This is a genomic window from Kocuria gwangalliensis (genome assembly GCF_039544365.1).
GTDB lineage: Bacteria > Actinomycetota > Actinomycetes > Actinomycetales > Micrococcaceae > Kocuria > Kocuria gwangalliensis.
This window is the reverse complement of record NZ_BAABLN010000023.1, coordinates 1-16140: the sequence shown is the minus strand read 5'-3', so window position 1 is coordinate 16140 and position 16140 is coordinate 1. Positions and strand designations below refer to the sequence as shown.

Below are 16140 nucleotides of genomic sequence, written 5' to 3'. Positions count from 1 at the left end.
GAGGTGGCGTGATGAGCGCAACGACGGAAACCACAGAAGCCAACGTGCCCCGAGCGGCGTCGTCGGAACTGGTGCTCACCCTGGACTGCCCCGAGACCCTGGGCATCGTGCATGCGGTGAGCGGGGTGCTCCTGGATCACGGGTGCAACATTGTGGAGCTCACGCAGTTCGACGATCGGCGTCGTGGGCACTTCTTCATGCGCGTCCACGTGGCCCCGGCGGCCGGGGAAACCCTGGACCGCGACGCGCTGTATGCGGATCTGGAACCGGTGGCGCAACGGTTCCAGATGAACTGGCAACTCAACGTGCACGGTGCCAAGCGGCGGGTGCTGGTGATGGTCTCCAAGTTCGGCCACTGCCTCAATGACCTGCTGTACCGCAGCCGCACCGGGGAATTGCCCGTGGACATCGTGGCGGTGGTGTCCAACCACCTGGACCATCAACGGCTGGTCGAATGGCACGGCATCCCGTTCTACCACGTGCCCGTCACCCCGGACACCAAACCCGAGGCCGAGGCCCGCCTGCTGGATCTGGTGGATCGCTTCGAGGTGGACCTGGTGGTTCTGGCCCGGTACATGCAGGTGCTCAGCGATTCGCTGGCCACGCGGATGTCCGGGCGGGTGATCAACATCCACCATTCGTTCCTGCCCAGCTTCAAGGGCGCCAAGCCCTATCACCAGGCCTATGAACGCGGGGTCAAGACCGTGGGGGCGACCGCGCACTACGTCAATGCGGAACTCGATGAGGGCCCGATCATTGCCCAGCAAACCGTGCAGGTGGACCACACGTTCGGCCCGGAGGACCTGGTGGCCGCAGGCCGGGACACCGAATGCAAGGCGCTGTCCGATGCCGTGAAATGGCACTGCGAAGGCAGAGTGATCCTGCAGGGCCCCAGTACCGTGGTGCTGCGCTGAGCGAGCGAGCCTGACTAGCCCCGCGGGTCGTAGCCCAGGCGTCTACTGATGGCCAACCCGGAGGCCTTGAGATCCTCGCTCATGGCCACCATGGTGTCCTCGGTGAACCGGAAGGCAGGACCGGAGATGCTGACCGCGGCCACCACCGTGCCCAGGTGGTCGCGCACGGGAACGGCAATCGCGTTGATGCCGATTTCGAGTTCTTCCAGGACGGTCGCGTAGTCCTGTGCTGCGACGTCGATCAATTGCTCTTCGAGGTGGCGGCGAGAGGTGATTGTGCGCGCGGTGTAGGACGTGAGGCGGGTCTTCTTGATCAGGTCCGCGCGCTCTGCGGACGAAAGCGCCGCGAGCAGCACCTTGCCGCTCGAGGTGGCGTGCAGGGGTGTGAGGTTACCGATCCAATCGTGGGTGCCGAGCGATGTGGGCCCGATTTCCTGGGCCACATTCACCGCAACGCCTTCCCGCAGGACGGCGAGATTAACGGTCTCGCGGTACTCGTCGGCCAGCCGCCGAACCTCGGTCTGGGCCTCCGCGACCAGGCTCAATCGTGCCGGGATGGCATGGGCCAGGCGTAGGATGCCGAACCCGAGTTCGTACTTGCCCCACTCGTGATTGGCCATGACCAGGTCGCGTGATTCCAGTGCGCTGATCAGCCGGGACGCGGTGGATTTGTGGACCCCGAGCTCCTCGGCCACCTGGCCGACACTTGCAGTGCCCAGTCGCCCCAGGAGTTCCAGGACGGTGATGGCCCGGTCCACGGACTGGACGCCGCCCGGAGTCACGCCGTCCCCGGCCGCCGCATCCACTGGTGTGGAGGGCGGCGGGGAGGGCGATTTCTCGGGGGAGGCCATGCCCGTCATCTTATCCGTGGCCGCTCACGGTGAGCCCGGGCGGCAGGTTGGGGCGCTCGCTGGATTCCTCGACCATGATGACGCCGTCGACCACCTCCACGCGATGCGCCCGCACGGGCAACTTGGCCGGGGGCGCGTCCACCTGCCCCGTGCGCAGATCGAACTTGGACGCGTGCAGTGGGCATTCCACTTCGCATCCCTCGACCCAGCCGTCGGCCAGGGAGGCGTCCTGGTGGGTGCAGGTGTCATCGAGGGCGTACAGCTTGCCCTCCTCGGTGTGGAACACCGCAATGGGCGGGGTCGTCTCGACGCGGATGGCGTCTCCGGGTTCGAGATCGGAAAGGGGGCAGACCTTGTGCATGGGCGTGGTTCTTTCACTGGGTCCTGGATGAGGGGCCTCGAACACGCGGTGAGCAAAATCGCGAGGGGCGCAACTCATGTCGTAATACGCAACATTCTCCGAGCCGGTTTCGGGGAGTGTCAAGGGGGCTGGGTCAGTGAAAATCGGCCTGGGACTTGGGAGACAGCTGTGATGTGAACAGTGTGTAAAGGATGCTCCACACCCCTTGACACCCTTCCGTGACCCGCTTCACACTTAAGCGCATTACGAAGTGTGTTGCGTAATGCGCGTCGTGAGGAACATGGGTCTCGGGCGACTCCCTGGTGCAGTTCCGAGGTCCCGACCAGCTATTCGAAAGGGGTCCATCATGGAGTCCCTCGTGATTGTCGGTGCCTCGCTCGCCGGCCTCTCCGCAGCCCGAGCCGCCCGCCGCCAAGGATTCACCGGCCGCCTGGTCATCATTGGTGATGATCCGGAACGCCCCTACGACCGCCCGCCGCTCTCCAAGGAATTCCTCAGCGGCCAGTTCCAGGCGGCGGACCTGACGTTGGAAATCGACGGGGAGCAGCTCGACGCCGAATGGCTGCTCGGCGTGCGCGCCGTCTCGTTCGACCCCGTCAGCCGAGAGGTCACGCTCGAGGACGGCCGCACGGTCCGCGCGGATCTCCTGGTCATCGCCACCGGCGCCTCTGCACGACAGTTGCCGGAGCTCTCGGGCCTGGACAACGTGCTGACCTTGCGCACGCTCGAGGACGCCCGCAAATTGCGGGCCCTCGTGGAACGCGGTGGGCAGCTGGTGGTTCTGGGCGCCGGATTCATTGGCGCGGAGGTCGCGTCCACGGCGCACTCCCTGGGCCTGCAGGTCACCGTGCTGGAGAAGTCGACCACCCCGCTGCGCGGACCACTCGGCGCCGAAATGGGTTCCGTGGTGGCACGGCTGCACGAGCAGGCCGGCGTGGAACTGCTGTGTGGGATCGACATCGAAGGCTTCAACACGGAGGACAATTCTGTGACTCACGTGCGCCTGACCGACGGCCGCGTGCTTCCGGCGGACATCGTGGTGGTCGGCATCGGAGCCCAGCCCAACGTGGCCTGGCTGGAAGGCTCGGGGATCGACGTCGGCAATGGCGTGGTCTGCGACGCCGCCGGGCGCACCACCGTGCCCGGGGTCGTGGCCGTGGGCGATTGCGCGGCGTGGCTGGACACCCGCACCGGGCAGCACCGCCGGGTGGAGCACTGGGCCGGTGCGGTGGGCCGTCCGGCCGTCGCGGTGGGTGCGTTGCTCGACCACGACGACGCGTACTTGCCCGTGGAGCAGCCCTACTTCTGGTCGTGCCAGTACGGCGCGCGCCTGCAGTTCGTGGGGGACATGACCGGCTCGGACCGTGTGATCTACGAGCACGGCGGGCCCGGTGAGGAGAGCTTTCTGGCCGTCTACTACGCCGGCGATGATCCCGTGGCCGTTCTGGGCTGGAACCAGCCGAAACAGTTCACGCGCTGGCGCAAGTTCTTGGCCAAACTGGCGGTTTCCTCCGCCGAACAACGCTTGATCGCCTGAACCACAGCAAACGACACCCGATCCCCACTTCCCTCGTGTGAAGTAGTTCTGCAAGGAGGGCCCCGTGTCCACCAACATTGTTTCCGAAAGCCTCATTGCCACGTTGCCGGGCCGCACCTACACCGACCAGAACTTCTTCCGGGCGGAACAGGAGCAGATTTTCGAACGGATGTGGTTCTGCGCAGTGCGCTCTGCGGACCTGGACAAGCCTGGTGCGTACCGGACCGTGCAGGTGGGGCGGGAAAGCATCATCATCACTCGCAACCGCAAGCACGGCATTCGCGCGTTCTACAACGTATGCCGCCACCGCGGAGCCAAGCTGTGCACGGAGGACAGCGGCGAGGCCAAGCGGTCCTTCCAGTGCCCGTACCACGCGTGGACCTACGACTTTGACGGCAAGCTGATTGCCGCGCCCAACCTCACCAAGATGCCCGATATCGGCCGCGAGGAGTACGGCCTGGTGACCATCCCCGTGCGCGAGTACCTGGGCTACGTGTGGGTGTGCCTGGCGGACGAGCCGCCATCGTTCGAAGAAGACGTCATGGGTGCCATCGAGGAGCGGCTGGGCGATTCCGAGTCCATCCAGGCCTACGACATCGCCCATCTCGCCCTGGGACGGCGGATCAGCTACGACGTGAAGGCCAACTGGAAGCTCATCATTGAGAACTTCATGGAGTGNGCTGGCGGCCCAGTACTTCGTGGGTCACGGCGCGGAGTTCGGGGAGGACGTCAAGGGCTTCACGGTGGACGGCTCGGAAGGCCTGGACCGAATTCCAGGGGTCGACGAGGACCACGACCGGCGCTACTACGCGATCACCATTAAACCCACGGTGTTCGTGAATCTGGTGCCGGACCACGTGATCATCCACCGCATGTTCCCCGTGGCCGTGGACCACACGATCGTGGAGTGCGATTGGTTGTACCTGCCCTCGGTCGTGGAATCCGGTCAGGATGTCTCTGCCTCCGTGGAATTGTTCCACCGGGTCAACCAGCAGGATTTCGATGCATGCGAACGTTGTCAGCCCGCCATGGGGTCTAGGATCTACGCCAAGGGCGGGGTTCTCGTGCCCAGCGAGCACCACATCGGAGTCTTCCACGACTGGGTCATGGCTACAGTCGGAAGCGCTGGCAATGCGAAGGGACCATGATGAGCAGTGAACGTTCGAATCCAGGCACGTCGGATGAGCCGGGCAGTCTAGGGACAGGCACGGAGCCGACAGCGGCCAGTCCCGTGGATGACCCCACCGAGTTGCATCACGCGGAAAAGAACGAAGCGGACATCCTGGCGGCCCTCAAAGAGGGGGTGGAGCAGCGTCGTCGGCCGATCCGAGACCGGTTCGAAGGCCTCGACAAGGTGATCCTGGGCGTGACCGGCGCGATCGTCGTGGCGTTCGTGGTCTGGGGGTTCGTGGGCACGGAGAGCCTGTCGACCACCTCGACCACGGCCCTGAACTGGGTCATGGAGAACACCGGCTGGATCTTTGTTCTGTGCTCGTCCTTCTTCGTAATTTACGTGCTGTGGTTGGCGCTGGGCCGGTTCGGCGCGATCCCGCTCGGCAAGGACGGCGAGCAGCCCGAGTTCCGCACCACCTCCTGGATTTCCATGATGTTTGCGTGCGGAATGGGCATCGGCCTGATGTTCTACGGCGTGGCCGAACCGCTGTTCCACTACATCTCGCCACCCCCGGCCACGGTGGACGGGCAGACCAGTGAGGCGATCGAGACGGCCATGGCCACGTCGCTGTTCCACTGGACGCTGCACCCGTGGGCCATGTACGCGGTGCTCGGTATCGCGGTCGCGTACGGCACGTTCCGGATGGGGCGCAAGAATTTGCTCTCGGAGGCCTTTGTCTCACTCTTCGGCCGACGTGCCGTGGACGGCGCGGGCGGGAAGATCATCAACATTCTGGCGATTTTCTCCACGCTGTTCGGCTCGGCGGCCTCGCTGGGTCTGGGCGCGTTGCAAATCGGTAGTGGCCTGCAGTTCAACGGGCTGGTCGGGGAGGTCGCCACGCCCCTGCTCGTGGCGATCATTGCCGTGTTGACGTTCTGTTTTGTGGCTTCGGCGGTGTCCGGAATCGAGCGCGGTATCCAGTTCTTGGCCAACACCAACATGGTGCTCGCGGTGCTGATGGCCGTGGTGATTTTCGTGGTGGGGCCCACCCTGTTCATCCTCAACCTGATTCCCTCCGCGATCGGCTCGTACGTCCAGCAGCTTCCGGACATGGCCGCGCGCACGGAGGCGGTCGGTGACGAGGCCATGCGCGAGTGGCTGTCCGGGTGGACCATTTTCTACTGGGCGTGGTGGATCTCGTGGACGCCCTTTGTGGGCATGTTCATTGCCCGCATCTCCCGCGGGCGCACCATCCGCCAGTTCGTCACCGGCGTGCTGGTAGTTCCGTCGCTGGTGTCCCTGCTGTGGTTCGCGGTCTTCGGCGGCACCGCCGTCAACATTCAGCACATTGCGGACGGCACCCCCGACCCCAATGACGGCATTGCCACGATGGTCGACGGCGTTCCCACCATTTCGTTCGACGGTGCCCTCTACGACATGTTCAACGGGCTCGACGCACCGCAGTTGCTCACCGCGGGCCTGGCCGTGCTGGCCATGATCCTCACGGGTATCTTCTTCGTCACCGGTGCGGATTCCGCGTCAATCGTCATGGGGTCGCTGAGCTCCCGGGGCACCCTGGAGCCGTCCCGACCCGTGGTGGTCTTCTGGGGCGTACTCATGGGCGGTGTTGCGGCCGTGATGCTCCTGGCCGGTGGCGACACCCCGGACGAGGCGCTGGGCGGGTTGCAGCGGATGACCATTGTGGCGGCGCTGCCGTTCGTGCTGGTGATGTTCGTGCTCTGTATCGCCCTGACCCGCGACCTGCAGGCCGATCCCATGTGGTTGCGCCAGCGGCTGTCCGAGTCCGTGATGCGCCGTGCGGTCCGCTCCGCGGTCAACGACTACGGGCACCAGAAGTTCACGCTGGTCACCCGGGAGAACACCGACCCGGACACGGGACAGATCCAGGCCGTGGACGCCACGGCGGCGGGGCAGCCCATTTACGAGTCCCACGACGGCCACGGGGAAACGCGCCGCCGTAGACGGCGCGGCGGACGGGACGAGCCGCGCGACGGAGAGGGATCTACGGCAAGGAGGTAGGGGTCACCGTCCACCTCAACTCTCCGCGGGGTGTATTTGAAAGTGCACCTCGTGGAGGTTGGGCTCCGCTCAACCACCGTAGGCAGGAGAGAACGCGGGCTCAGTGCATGGAGCAGCTTTACTGGCGTCCGGGGGCATTGGGTGAGGCCGAGATCGGCGATCGAACGTGGTTCGATCAATATGATGGAACGATCGAGCGGATCAACATACCGCTATAGAAAACGCGAAGGCCAGGTCCCGTCAGCGCGGGGGCCCTGGCCTTAACTTCCCTGCTCCCTGCGGGAGTGGGCTATCTCAATGTTAGTTGGCTCCTACCCCGATGTCGACAGCATATGCGTGGCCGACTTCCTACTGGTTCCTGCTAGAAGTAGTGCGATTCCCCAACCGGAGTAGCCTCAAACCTACGAGCCTAGCGATAACGCCCGCTCCCCGAGAGGAGCACTTTCATGAGCGACAGGACCACTCAGCCCGGTACTCTCCGGCGCACCACCTGCGCGATTGTCGGCGGTGGCCCGGCGGGCCTGGTGCTGGGCCTGCTCCTCGCCCGCGCCGGCGTGGCGGTCACCGTGCTGGAAAAGCACCAGGACTTCCTCCGGGACTTCCGCGGGGACACCGTGCACCCCACCACCCTGGCCCTGTTGGAGGACCTCGGGCTGTTCGAGCGCTTCAACGCCATTTCGCACTCCAAGGTCACTCACGTGGACCTGCCCCTTCCCGGCGGGTCCTCCGTGCGCATGGTCGACTTCTCGCGCCTGCCCGTGCGCCACCCCTATATCGCCATGGTCCCGCAGTGGGATCTGCTCAGTCTGCTGGCCGAGGCGGCCGCCACTGAACCCACCTTCACCCTGCTCACCGAGCACGAGGTCACCGGTGTGGTGCGCGAGAACGGGCGGGTGAGCGGCGTCGTCGTGGAATCCCAGGATGGCCCCGGCCGCGTGCTGGCCGACCTCACGATCGCGTGCGACGGCCGCTGGTCCGTGATCCGTCAGGACGTGGGCCTGCCCGCGCGCGAGATCCCCGTCAAGTTCGACGTCTGGTGGTACCGCCTCCCCGCCGCTCGCCACGCGGGCGAGTCGCTGCTGCCGCGCACCGACCGCGGGCGCGTGGCCATTGGCATCCCCCGCGACGGCTACATCCAGGTCGCGCAGCTCGGGCCCAAGGGCGCCGACGACGCCGTGCGCGCCCGCGGTCTCGACGCCTTCCGGGCCGACGCCGCGGCGCTGTTCCCCGAAGCAGCCGACGGGGTGTCCGGGATCGAGTCCATGGCCGACGTGAAGCACCTGGACGTGCGCGTGGACCGACTGCGGCGCTGGTACGCCCCGGGTGTGCTGTGCATCGGGGATGCCGCGCACGCGATGTCCCCGGTGGGTGGCGTGGGCATCAATTTGGCCGTGCAGGATGCGGTGGCGGCGGCGCGTGTACTGGCGCCGCTGTTGCTGGCCGGTTCCGTGTCGGAGCGGGACGAACGGCGGGCGCTGGCCCGGATCCAGCGGCGACGCATGGTGCCCACCATCGTCGTTCAGGGTCTGCAGCGTGTCCTGCACGCGCGGCTGATCATGCCGGCGATCAACGGGCGGGAACTGCGGCCGCCAATGTGGCTCGTGAAGCTCGTCCGATGGGTGCCCGTGCTGAGTGTGTTCCCGGCGCTCGCGGTGGGTGTGGGGCCGCGGCCGGAGCGGGCGCCGGGGTGGGTGCGGGGGTCTCCTGGTGGCCGCCGCGGGATTTAAGGTTCCGTATTACGTTTTGTGAGGCGTTTTGCGGGAATAGGGAACCTTAAATCCATGGGTTAGCGGCGGGTATGCGCCGGTGACGCGGTGTCGTCCCGTGTGGTCTACTGAAGGCCCGCGGACGGGTTCGGTCGGAACGCAACCCCGGCTCGACGGTTTCTGCGGTCGATGATGAGAAAGGCGTTCACATGGCTTTCAGCAAGGGTGACCGGGTCGGGTGGAACACCCCGCAGGGCACCACGTACGGGACCGTGCAGTCCAAACACACGAAGGACCTGGAGTTCAAGAATCAGACGTTCCGGGCCGACGAGGACGATCCCGTGTACGTGGTGGAATCCGAGAAAACCGGTTCCCAAGCCGCCCATCACGAGTCCGCGCTCACGGACGCCACGGACGGCGACAAGGACGACGATTCAGGTCACCGCCCGATCAAAAAGGTGCAGGAGGCGGCCCAGCGCGCCGTGAAATGGATCGACGAGGGCAAGGCCGGCAAAGGTTTCACGGACACCGGTGAGCATCGCGCGCACCAGTTGGCCGACGGCCAGACCGTGGACGATGAGGTCATCAAGAAAATGCGCGCATACTTCAAGCGTCATGAGGTGGACCGCTCCGCAGAGGGCTTCCACGGCGGCGAGGACGATTACCCCTCCCCGGGACGTGTGGCGTGGGACGCGTGGGGTGGAAATCCCGGCCGGGACTGGGCCGAGTCCCAGAAGATTGACGGGGAGTGAGCGGGGAAGACCCGGCGTCCCCGACTCGATGAACGGCATGCGCAGGTACCTCACCGCGGCCGGAGTGCACGCGGAGATCGCCCCGGATCAGTTCACGGATGGCGGGTGGGTGCTGTCCTTGGACGGCGCGGAGCAGTCGCACGTGAATCTCGCGCACCCGGAGGAAATCTTCTACGAGTACCTGCGGAGGGTCGGCAACGTGGTGGATGTCGTGGCCCCGGCGGGGTCTCCGATCACCGCCGTGCACCTGGGCGCGGGCGCCCTGACCCTGGCCCGCTACATTGCGGCCACCCGCCCCGGATCGGCGCAGGTAGCTGTGGAGTTGGAGCCGGAGCTGCCCGGTTTCGTACTCGAGGCGCTGCCGTTACCGGCGGACGCGGATGTGCGGATGGTCGTCGACGACGCCCGCGCGGCCCTCCCGCACGCGGCCGCACCGGGCACCGTTGACGTGGTGGTGCTCGATGTCTTCACCGGCATTGATGCGCCCGCCCACCTCACGGAGGCCTTCTTCTATGAGGAGGCCGCGCAGCTGCTCGCCCCGGGCGGGGTCATGGTGGTCAACGTGGGCGACGACGCCGGCCTCACCTTCTTCACGGACCAAGCCCGGGTGATGCGTTCCGTGTTCGCCGACGTGTGGTGCCTGGCGGACCGGCAGTTGTTCACGCGTGAGCACGCCGGGAATCTGGTTCTGGTGGGCGGCCGGCGTCCGTTGCCGCGGGAGTGGGCGGCGTCGTTCGAGGCCGCGGGCCCCCATCCGGCGGGTGTGCTGGATGGGGAGGGGTTGGTGGAATTATTTGAGGAGCGGTGACCAAGAGCCTGCACCGACCGCCGGGTCAGCGGAGCACGCCAAAGATTGTTGCCGCGGCACTGGGCTCTGTCCGGCGGTTCCGAGTTCCACTACGCTCAATGTGTGACCGAGAACCGAACGTCACCGGTCTCCGAGGCACGATCCGAGCCGTCGCGGCGTCGCACGTTTGTGAACATCCTGGTGAACACGGCCGTGGCCAACCTGACCACGAGCTACCTGTGGTTCGCCCTGACGTTCTGGATCTACCTGGAAACCCGCAACGTGATCGCCACCGGGGTGGTCGGCGGGATCTACATGCTGCTGCTCGCCCTGAGTTCCATCAGCTTCGGCACGCTGGTGGACCGCTACCGCAAGCTGGCGGTCATGCGCTTTGCCGCACTGTTCACCCTGGTGATGTTCCTGCTCGCCGGTGCGGTCTTTCTCCTCGCCCCGGAGGGCCAGATCGCTCGGCTGGACGGTCCGTGGTTCTGGGGATTCGCGGCCGTGACCCTCATCGGGGCCGTGGTGGAGAACATGCGCAACATCGCCCTGTCCACCACGGTAACCATCCTCGTGGAACCAGAAAGACGCGCCAACGCCCACGGATTGGTCGGGATGGTCCAGGGGATCGCCTTCATGGTCACCTCGGTGCTCTCGGGGCTGTCCATCGGCCTGCTGGGCATGGGCGCCACGGTGGTCATCGCCGTCGTACTCACCGCCCTGGCCTTTGGGCACCTGCTCACGGTGAGGATGCCGGAAGAAGCCGAGCCCGCGCCGTCGGACGCCCACGGCGGGTTCGATCTGGCCGGTTCCTGGCGCGCGGTCATGGCGGTGGCCGGGCTGTTCGCCCTGATCATCTTCAGCACCTTCAACAACTTCATTGGAGGCGCCTACATTGCCCTGATGGATCCCTACGGGCTGGAGCTGTTCTCCGTGGAGATGTGGGGTGGCCTCTTCGCCCTGGCGTCCACCGGGTTCATCGTGGGCGGCGCGGTGATCGGGAAGGTGGGGCTGGGCAGCAACCCCCTGCGCACCATGCTGCTGGTGGTGATGGTGCTGGGCCTGCTGGGTGCCTTGTTCACGATCCGGGAGTGGGGGTGGCTGTACATCGCCGGCACCTGGCTGTACATGGCGCTGTTCCCCGCTGTGGAGGCGGCCGAGCAGACCGTCATCCAGCGCGTGGTGCCCTTGGCCCGGCAGGGCCGCGTGTTCGGGTTCGCCATGGCCTTCGAGTCCTCGGCCGCGCCCGTCACCGCCTTCGTGGTGGCGCCGCTGGCCGAGTTCTGGATCATCCCCTACGCCCGCAGCGACGCCGGGGCCGCAGCACTGGAACCGCTGCTGGGAGAGGGCACCGCCCGGGGAATCGCGCTCATCTTCCTGTGCGCCGGCGCGTTGATGATCCTGGCCGCGGCCCTTGCCTTCCTTACCCCTGTGTACCGCCGTGTCTCCGCCGAGTATGCCCACGCGGCCGCCGAGGATGGGGCCGCGGGGGAGCGGGGTGAGGTGCTGGAGACGGCCGACGGCGCAAGCCTGAGCAGTGAGACCCGCGCCGGGGATGAGCCCCTGGAGTCGCCGCGTTGATATCGGGTGGTAAGGGCTGTTCAGACGGGAAGCAGCGTGTTCTACTCGATCTCATGAACGATGGTCCCCTATCCATTGCCCCCAACGCCTCAAACCACGCGTCCGGATCCGGAATCTGGGCGTACTTCTCGGGCGCGGTCGTCCTCCACGCTTCCTGAGCGAACTTGCCGTATGTGTTATCACGAACCTCCTGGGGTTCCGGGAGGAGAAAGGTGTCACTGCTCAACTACCCCTTGACTTATGTCCTCTTACGGGCTCGGGCCATGGGGGGCTTCTGAGTGAGATCGGAAATCTTCCTCACACGCTACCCAGCACTTCCCAAGCCGCCTTAGAGAACACGCACCAGCCCACTCTCATTATGTTGACGTATCAAATTGTTTGTGGAAGCACCCGCGCCTGCCCGACCTAATAGGAGGCCATCATGTCAAGCACGCCTTCTGGGCTTCCGCCACGGCACACGCAGGATGGTCCTGCAGGGCCAGCTTGTCCGAGGGCATCGCTAGATTCGACACATAAGCAAACAGCCCACAAGAAAGTGAGCCATGCACCCCTCCATTGAGTCGTCAGTGCGCGACATTTTTTATGCCGGTTGGAACATTAGCAACGGCACCAAGGTGCCCGAAACCGACGACGTAGTCATGAAGAACGGCGGCAAGCTCGTCGATGCAACTTACTTGTACGCAGATCTGGCCGGCTCCAGCAAGCTAGCTCACCGCTTCACAAAAGAAGCCACCGCCATCATCATTCGGGCGTACATCAACTCGGCATCAAGGATCCTTCGCCAGTACGGAGGTGAGATTCGGAGCTTCGACGGCGACCGGGTCATGGCGATTTTCATGGGCGAAGACAAGAACCGCAAGGCAGTTCGGGCAGCTTTCGGCATCAACTGGGCCGTGCATCAGGTCATCAAACCCGCCATCGAAACCAAATGGAACGATGTCTCTAAGCAATATCAAATTAGCCACGGCATCGGTATTGACACCGGGGAGGCTTTAATTGTGCGAGGCGGTGTTCGCAACAGCAACGATCTAATATCTATCGGCGACGCACCCAATGACGCTGCCAGACTCAGTGATTACCGGGGTTCTACCATTAACGTCACCAAGGCAGTCCACGACGACTTGAACGAAACACTTCTCGCCTTGGAAGGTGAATCATTTTGGACGGCGTCCCACGGCCGCGACGTACTAGGTGGCTATGCGACGACGTTCCACAGCACCGGTTGGATGGAGGTCTAGTGACTACTCCTGCCGAGCATGCCTGGCAGATCCATTCCGCTCAGTTGGACTGGACTGGCAAGGTAGACGCCAAAGCAGGCTTTGCAGTAGCCCTTGATTCGGCTGCCATCGCGGCGCTTGTAGCTCTGTCAGCGGAGAGAATGATTTTCGCGGATATCAGTAACAACTGGGTACGCTTCCCGTATTGGGCGAGCGTTGCGCTCTTCATTCTTGGCGGCTTCCTGGCGCTCTCGGCAGTAGCTCCTTCGCTCCGTGTGCGTCAGATAAAAGCCGAACGGCACGACAACTTTATATTCTTCGGACATGCAAAGGACTGGAGACCGGAATTTCTTGAGACCGAGCTCAGGGCAGACGACGTCACCCTTGTACTGTCCCGGCAAATTGTGATCATGGCCGGTATAGCGTGGAAAAAGCACCTCAAAGTTGGCTGGTCCCTTTGGTTAATCGGCGCCGGAGTGCTTTCGTTGTTCGCTGCTTCCCTTATGGCTGTGGCGAGCTAGATTCTACAGCTATTCCCACCAGGCGTTCCTCGCCATATGCTCAAGTTAACAGGAGAGACGCTACCTCAGGAGGCTCCATGCGAACCACGGCCCTGAAGATCGTCACTGGTTCCTGTGCGGTCTCACTCCTGCTGACAGCATGCGGTGGAAGCACAGGCTCCGGAGGTGGTGATGTGACAGCGCCAGCGACTCAGCCCAGTGCCACAGCGACACCCTCGGCGGTTGCCCTACCTCAGCTTGAAGCCGGTCAGTCGGACCAGGAACTCGCCTTTGACTTCGTCGACGCGCTTAATGAGTGGTTCCAATATGGAGAGGAAGAGCTTGAGGAGCGCCTACCGGAGAACGCCACCCCACAGGTTATCGCCGAGACGGCCATGGAGATCGCCCGGGAGAACAGTCCACAATTCAGCGAAGCCCTGTTGGTGGAGGACTTTGATACGCGGCGCCCTCGATTCGATGGTCTTTACACGACCGAGGGCTTTGAATGGTGGAACGCTTCGGTCATCAACCAGACCATCGACGGTCACAGCGACTTCTATCTCGACGAACAGGGCGAAGTTCAGATGACGCCAATAGACGACACACATGAGAGCTACAAGCTCACCCTGACTGTGGCCCAGCCAGTCACATCTCGGCCCGACGACGTGATGTGGATTAAAGTCCACCGCATCACAGACCCTGCTCAGGAGCTTGTACCCGTGGACATCAAGCCAATCGTGGCCCAGTTCGAGACGGACGGCGATCGTGAACGCCTCGCCTCCATGCAGTGGGGGTAAGCAAGAAATAGGATCCCCCCGCCGCAACCCAACGTATACCGAGCCTGACCCCGTAGGTGGCTACCGACCACCACATGCTGGGGTCGGCAAGAGGCGTCCTCCGCGGTGAGCGTAGCGATGATTGCGATTGCCGCTGATTTGATCGTGACGGCGAACGCGGTCTTGGTACCAACCCGGCAGATCCACCGTGATGCCTCATAGTCAATTCCCCGGGAAATCTAGCTGGCCTGCCGGTGGTGGAGCTTGATGCCGGCGGGGTGGGGCAGGGTGGAGGCGGCTTGGACTTCTCGTTCGAGGTGGTGTGTCTTTTCGGCGGCTAGGCGGATTAGTTGTTGGTGGATCCGGTCGATCTCAGTGGCGATGGCCACCGGATCCAGACTGTCGTGGCGCGTCCTGAGTTCGGCTTGCTGGGCGCGACTGAGTGTCCCGGAGTCCAGCAGCCGGCGGTATGGGGTCTGTGGGGCGTCGTAGAGACGTTTGCGCCGGCCGGCCGCGTCGGCGCTCCAGCCGGTGGGTTTCTTCGTGGGAGACAGGTAGTTCAACCGGTCGTTGACCAGGGGCCAAAGCCGGTTCAGCAGTTGAGGTTCGGCGCCGGTGTCGTAGCGGTAATAGAACCCGTAGCGGCGCACCAGGTGTCCGTTCTTGGACTCGATGGTGGCCTGGTCATTCTTCTTGTAGGGCCGTGACCGGGTGAAGTAGATGTCTTTGTCGGCGGCCCAGTTGACCACGTCGTGGTTGATGAACTCGGATCCGTTGTTGACACGGGCTGGGGTGCGTGAGGCCGGGGGCTGGCCGCCGCAGGCGGTATGGGGTCGATGGTAATTATAGTGATTGACCCAGACCGCCACCGCGGTGCGTCGGGCGTGTTCGCTGGTGTAGGTGCGGGTGTAGAGCACCTCATCGACCAGTAACCGGTTGTAGCGTTCGACCTTCCCGTTGTGCCGGGGCGTGTAGGCACAGATGCGCTGATGGCGGGAGGCCAGGGCTTTCCCGGTGCGGGTGAAGTCCGCGGCGCGATAGTTGGACCCATTGTCGGTGACCACCCGATGGATCTTCTCGATGCCATGGGCGGTGAAGAACGCTTTGGCCCGGGAGAAGAACCCGATGGTGGTGACCGCTTTCTCGTCGTCGGCGGCTTCGGTGTAGGCCAGGCGGGAGAACCCGTCGATGGCCGTATGTAGGTAGGTGTAACCGGCCCTGGCCCCGGGCCCGCGCTTGGCCGCCTTCGCCTTGGTGGTGCCGCGGCCATGGGCGGCCCAGCCGCCCCCGTCGGGGATCCGCCCGACCTTCTTCACATCCAAATGCACCATATGCCCCGGGCCAGTACGCCCGAATCCGCCCCGGGGTGCTTCGGGCGTTGTCCCCGTCGGGGCTTAGATCCCGCAGCCGAGAGATCCCCAGCCGGGCCAGCCACCGGCCCACGGTGCGTAGCGCGATGATCACCGGAGCGTGGAAGAGCCCCGGGTCCTGGGCGGGGTCGTGGTCGTAGCCGCCGGCGGCCAGGTGGTGCCAGATCCGGCGCGCGGACCACTTACGCCCCCGCCGCAGGGCTTCTATGCGTTCCACCACTTGCGGTGGTATCTGGGCCGAGGAAGTGTCCGGGACCGAGGGGCGATCGGTTAGACCCTGCTCACCTTCGGCCAGATAACGGGTCACCCAGGTGCTTACGGTGGGGCGCGAGACCCGGAACTCAGCGGCCACGTGGGCCTTGGGGATCCCATCATCGAGGTGGCGCAACACCATGCGCAGCCTGCCGGTAGGGGTCAAGGGTGCATTACGGTGGGTCATGAACGGGCTCTTTCGTCTCGGACGGTCGCTGTAGCAACTTCCATCCTGGGCAAGGAGCCCGTTCCTCACCTCACCAACACACCCCTGACAAGAACCTCATGACCCACAACACCTAGACAGTATGTAGTGACCGCCCGGGTGCCTTGGGGGGTTGCGGGCCGGGGCCTCGCTCACAGATATTCGTGGGTTACCGGA

General features: G+C 64.5%; 14 protein-coding genes and 1 pseudogene. 12 read left to right on the top strand and 3 right to left on the bottom strand.

All coding sequences use genetic code 11. The features are described 5' to 3' along the window. The first annotated feature begins 11 nt into the window (after positions 1 to 11). Positions 12 to 914, top strand: coding sequence for a formyltetrahydrofolate deformylase (purU, locus tag ABEA06_RS08205; RefSeq protein WP_345311154.1), 903 nt, complete (start codon positions 12 to 14; stop codon positions 912 to 914). 14 nt (positions 915 to 928) lie between these two features. On the opposite strand, the gene ABEA06_RS08200 is transcribed toward purU, so the two are convergent. Further along, complete coding sequence (locus ABEA06_RS08200; RefSeq protein ID WP_345311153.1) at positions 929 to 1765, bottom strand: IclR family transcriptional regulator; 837 nt, start codon at positions 1763 to 1765, stop codon at positions 929 to 931. 10 nt (positions 1766 to 1775) lie between these two features. Next, positions 1776 to 2126, bottom strand: a complete 351-nt coding sequence (locus ABEA06_RS08195) for a bifunctional 3-phenylpropionate/cinnamic acid dioxygenase ferredoxin subunit (RefSeq protein ID WP_303382779.1) — start codon at positions 2124 to 2126, stop codon at positions 1776 to 1778. Positions 2127 to 2472: 346 nt separating this feature from the next. On the opposite strand from ABEA06_RS08195, the gene ABEA06_RS08190 reads away from it, so the two are divergent. From ABEA06_RS08190 to ABEA06_RS08140, 11 genes are all read left to right on the top strand, one after another. Then, entirely contained in the window at positions 2473 to 3663 is a 1191-nt protein-coding gene (locus ABEA06_RS08190) for an NAD(P)/FAD-dependent oxidoreductase (RefSeq protein ID WP_345311152.1), read from the top strand. A 169-nt stretch (positions 3664 to 3832) separates the two neighbouring features. Next, a complete protein-coding gene (locus ABEA06_RS08185) occupies positions 3833 to 4486 on the top strand; it encodes an aromatic ring-hydroxylating oxygenase subunit alpha (RefSeq protein ID WP_425559512.1) in 654 nt (217 codons plus the stop codon). Then, positions 4407 to 4811 carry an SRPBCC family protein gene (locus ABEA06_RS08180; protein WP_345311150.1) on the top strand — a complete coding sequence of 135 codons (405 nt, stop codon included), beginning with the start codon at positions 4407 to 4409 and terminating at the stop codon, positions 4809 to 4811. Before ABEA06_RS08185 ends, ABEA06_RS08180 begins: the two co-directional genes overlap by 80 nt. Beyond that, positions 4808 to 6817: a BCCT family transporter gene (locus ABEA06_RS08175; RefSeq protein WP_425559509.1), complete on the top strand. Its 2010-nt coding sequence runs from the start codon at positions 4808 to 4810 to the stop codon at positions 6815 to 6817. Before ABEA06_RS08180 ends, ABEA06_RS08175 begins: the two co-directional genes overlap by 4 nt. Positions 6818 to 7263: 446 nt before the next feature. Further along, positions 7264 to 8544: an FAD-dependent oxidoreductase gene (locus tag ABEA06_RS08170; RefSeq protein ID WP_345311149.1), complete on the top strand. Its 1281-nt coding sequence runs from the start codon at positions 7264 to 7266 to the stop codon at positions 8542 to 8544. Positions 8545 to 8732: 188 nt separating this feature from the next. Then, positions 8733 to 9275 (top strand): hypervirulence associated TUDOR domain-containing protein, encoded by a 543-nt coding sequence (locus tag ABEA06_RS08165; RefSeq protein WP_345311148.1) that lies wholly within the window; start codon positions 8733 to 8735, stop codon positions 9273 to 9275. A 37-nt stretch (positions 9276 to 9312) separates the two neighbouring features. Further along, positions 9313 to 10083 (top strand): spermidine synthase, encoded by a 771-nt coding sequence (locus tag ABEA06_RS08160; protein WP_345311147.1) that lies wholly within the window; start codon positions 9313 to 9315, stop codon positions 10081 to 10083. A 102-nt stretch (positions 10084 to 10185) separates the two neighbouring features. After that, complete coding sequence (locus tag ABEA06_RS08155; protein ID WP_345311146.1) at positions 10186 to 11643, top strand: MFS transporter; 1458 nt, start codon at positions 10186 to 10188, stop codon at positions 11641 to 11643. Between the two features lie 542 nt (positions 11644 to 12185). After that, the gene (locus ABEA06_RS08150; RefSeq protein ID WP_345311145.1) at positions 12186 to 12881 is read left to right on the top strand and encodes an adenylate/guanylate cyclase domain-containing protein; all 696 of its coding nucleotides are present in this window, start codon (positions 12186 to 12188) and stop codon (positions 12879 to 12881) included. Then, the gene (locus ABEA06_RS08145) at positions 12881 to 13381 is read left to right on the top strand and encodes a Pycsar system effector family protein (RefSeq protein WP_345311144.1); all 501 of its coding nucleotides are present in this window, start codon (positions 12881 to 12883) and stop codon (positions 13379 to 13381) included. The genes ABEA06_RS08150 and ABEA06_RS08145 overlap by 1 nt, the downstream gene beginning before the upstream one ends. A 77-nt stretch (positions 13382 to 13458) precedes the next feature. Beyond that, entirely contained in the window at positions 13459 to 14157 is a 699-nt protein-coding gene (locus ABEA06_RS08140) for a hypothetical protein (RefSeq protein ID WP_345311143.1), read from the top strand. 752 nt (positions 14158 to 14909) lie between these two features. Here the strand turns inward: ABEA06_RS08140 and ABEA06_RS08135 are convergent. After that, positions 14910 to 15945, bottom strand: a pseudogene (locus ABEA06_RS08135) (IS481 family transposase); the annotation flags it as partial. Positions 15946 to 16140: the final 195 nt, after the last annotated feature.

Excerpts from the sequence above, each read along its gene's own strand:
- purU (WP_345311154.1), top strand. The coding sequence starts at position 12 with ATGAGCGCAACGACGGAAACCACAGAAGCCAACGTGCCCCGAGCGGCG.
- ABEA06_RS08200 (WP_345311153.1), bottom strand. The coding sequence starts at position 1,765 with ATGGCCTCCCCCGAGAAATCGCCCTCCCCGCCGCCCTCCACACCAGTG.
- ABEA06_RS08195 (WP_303382779.1), bottom strand. The coding sequence starts at position 2,126 with ATGCACAAGGTCTGCCCCCTTTCCGATCTCGAACCCGGAGACGCCATC.
- ABEA06_RS08190 (WP_345311152.1), top strand. The coding sequence starts at position 2,473 with ATGGAGTCCCTCGTGATTGTCGGTGCCTCGCTCGCCGGCCTCTCCGCA.
- ABEA06_RS08175 (WP_425559509.1), top strand. The coding sequence starts at position 4,808 with ATGATGAGCAGTGAACGTTCGAATCCAGGCACGTCGGATGAGCCGGGC.
- ABEA06_RS08170 (WP_345311149.1), top strand. The coding sequence starts at position 7,264 with ATGAGCGACAGGACCACTCAGCCCGGTACTCTCCGGCGCACCACCTGC.
- ABEA06_RS08165 (WP_345311148.1), top strand. The coding sequence starts at position 8,733 with ATGGCTTTCAGCAAGGGTGACCGGGTCGGGTGGAACACCCCGCAGGGC.
- ABEA06_RS08160 (WP_345311147.1), top strand. The coding sequence starts at position 9,313 with ATGCGCAGGTACCTCACCGCGGCCGGAGTGCACGCGGAGATCGCCCCG.
- ABEA06_RS08150 (WP_345311145.1), top strand. The coding sequence starts at position 12,186 with ATGCACCCCTCCATTGAGTCGTCAGTGCGCGACATTTTTTATGCCGGT.
- ABEA06_RS08140 (WP_345311143.1), top strand. The coding sequence starts at position 13,459 with ATGCGAACCACGGCCCTGAAGATCGTCACTGGTTCCTGTGCGGTCTCA.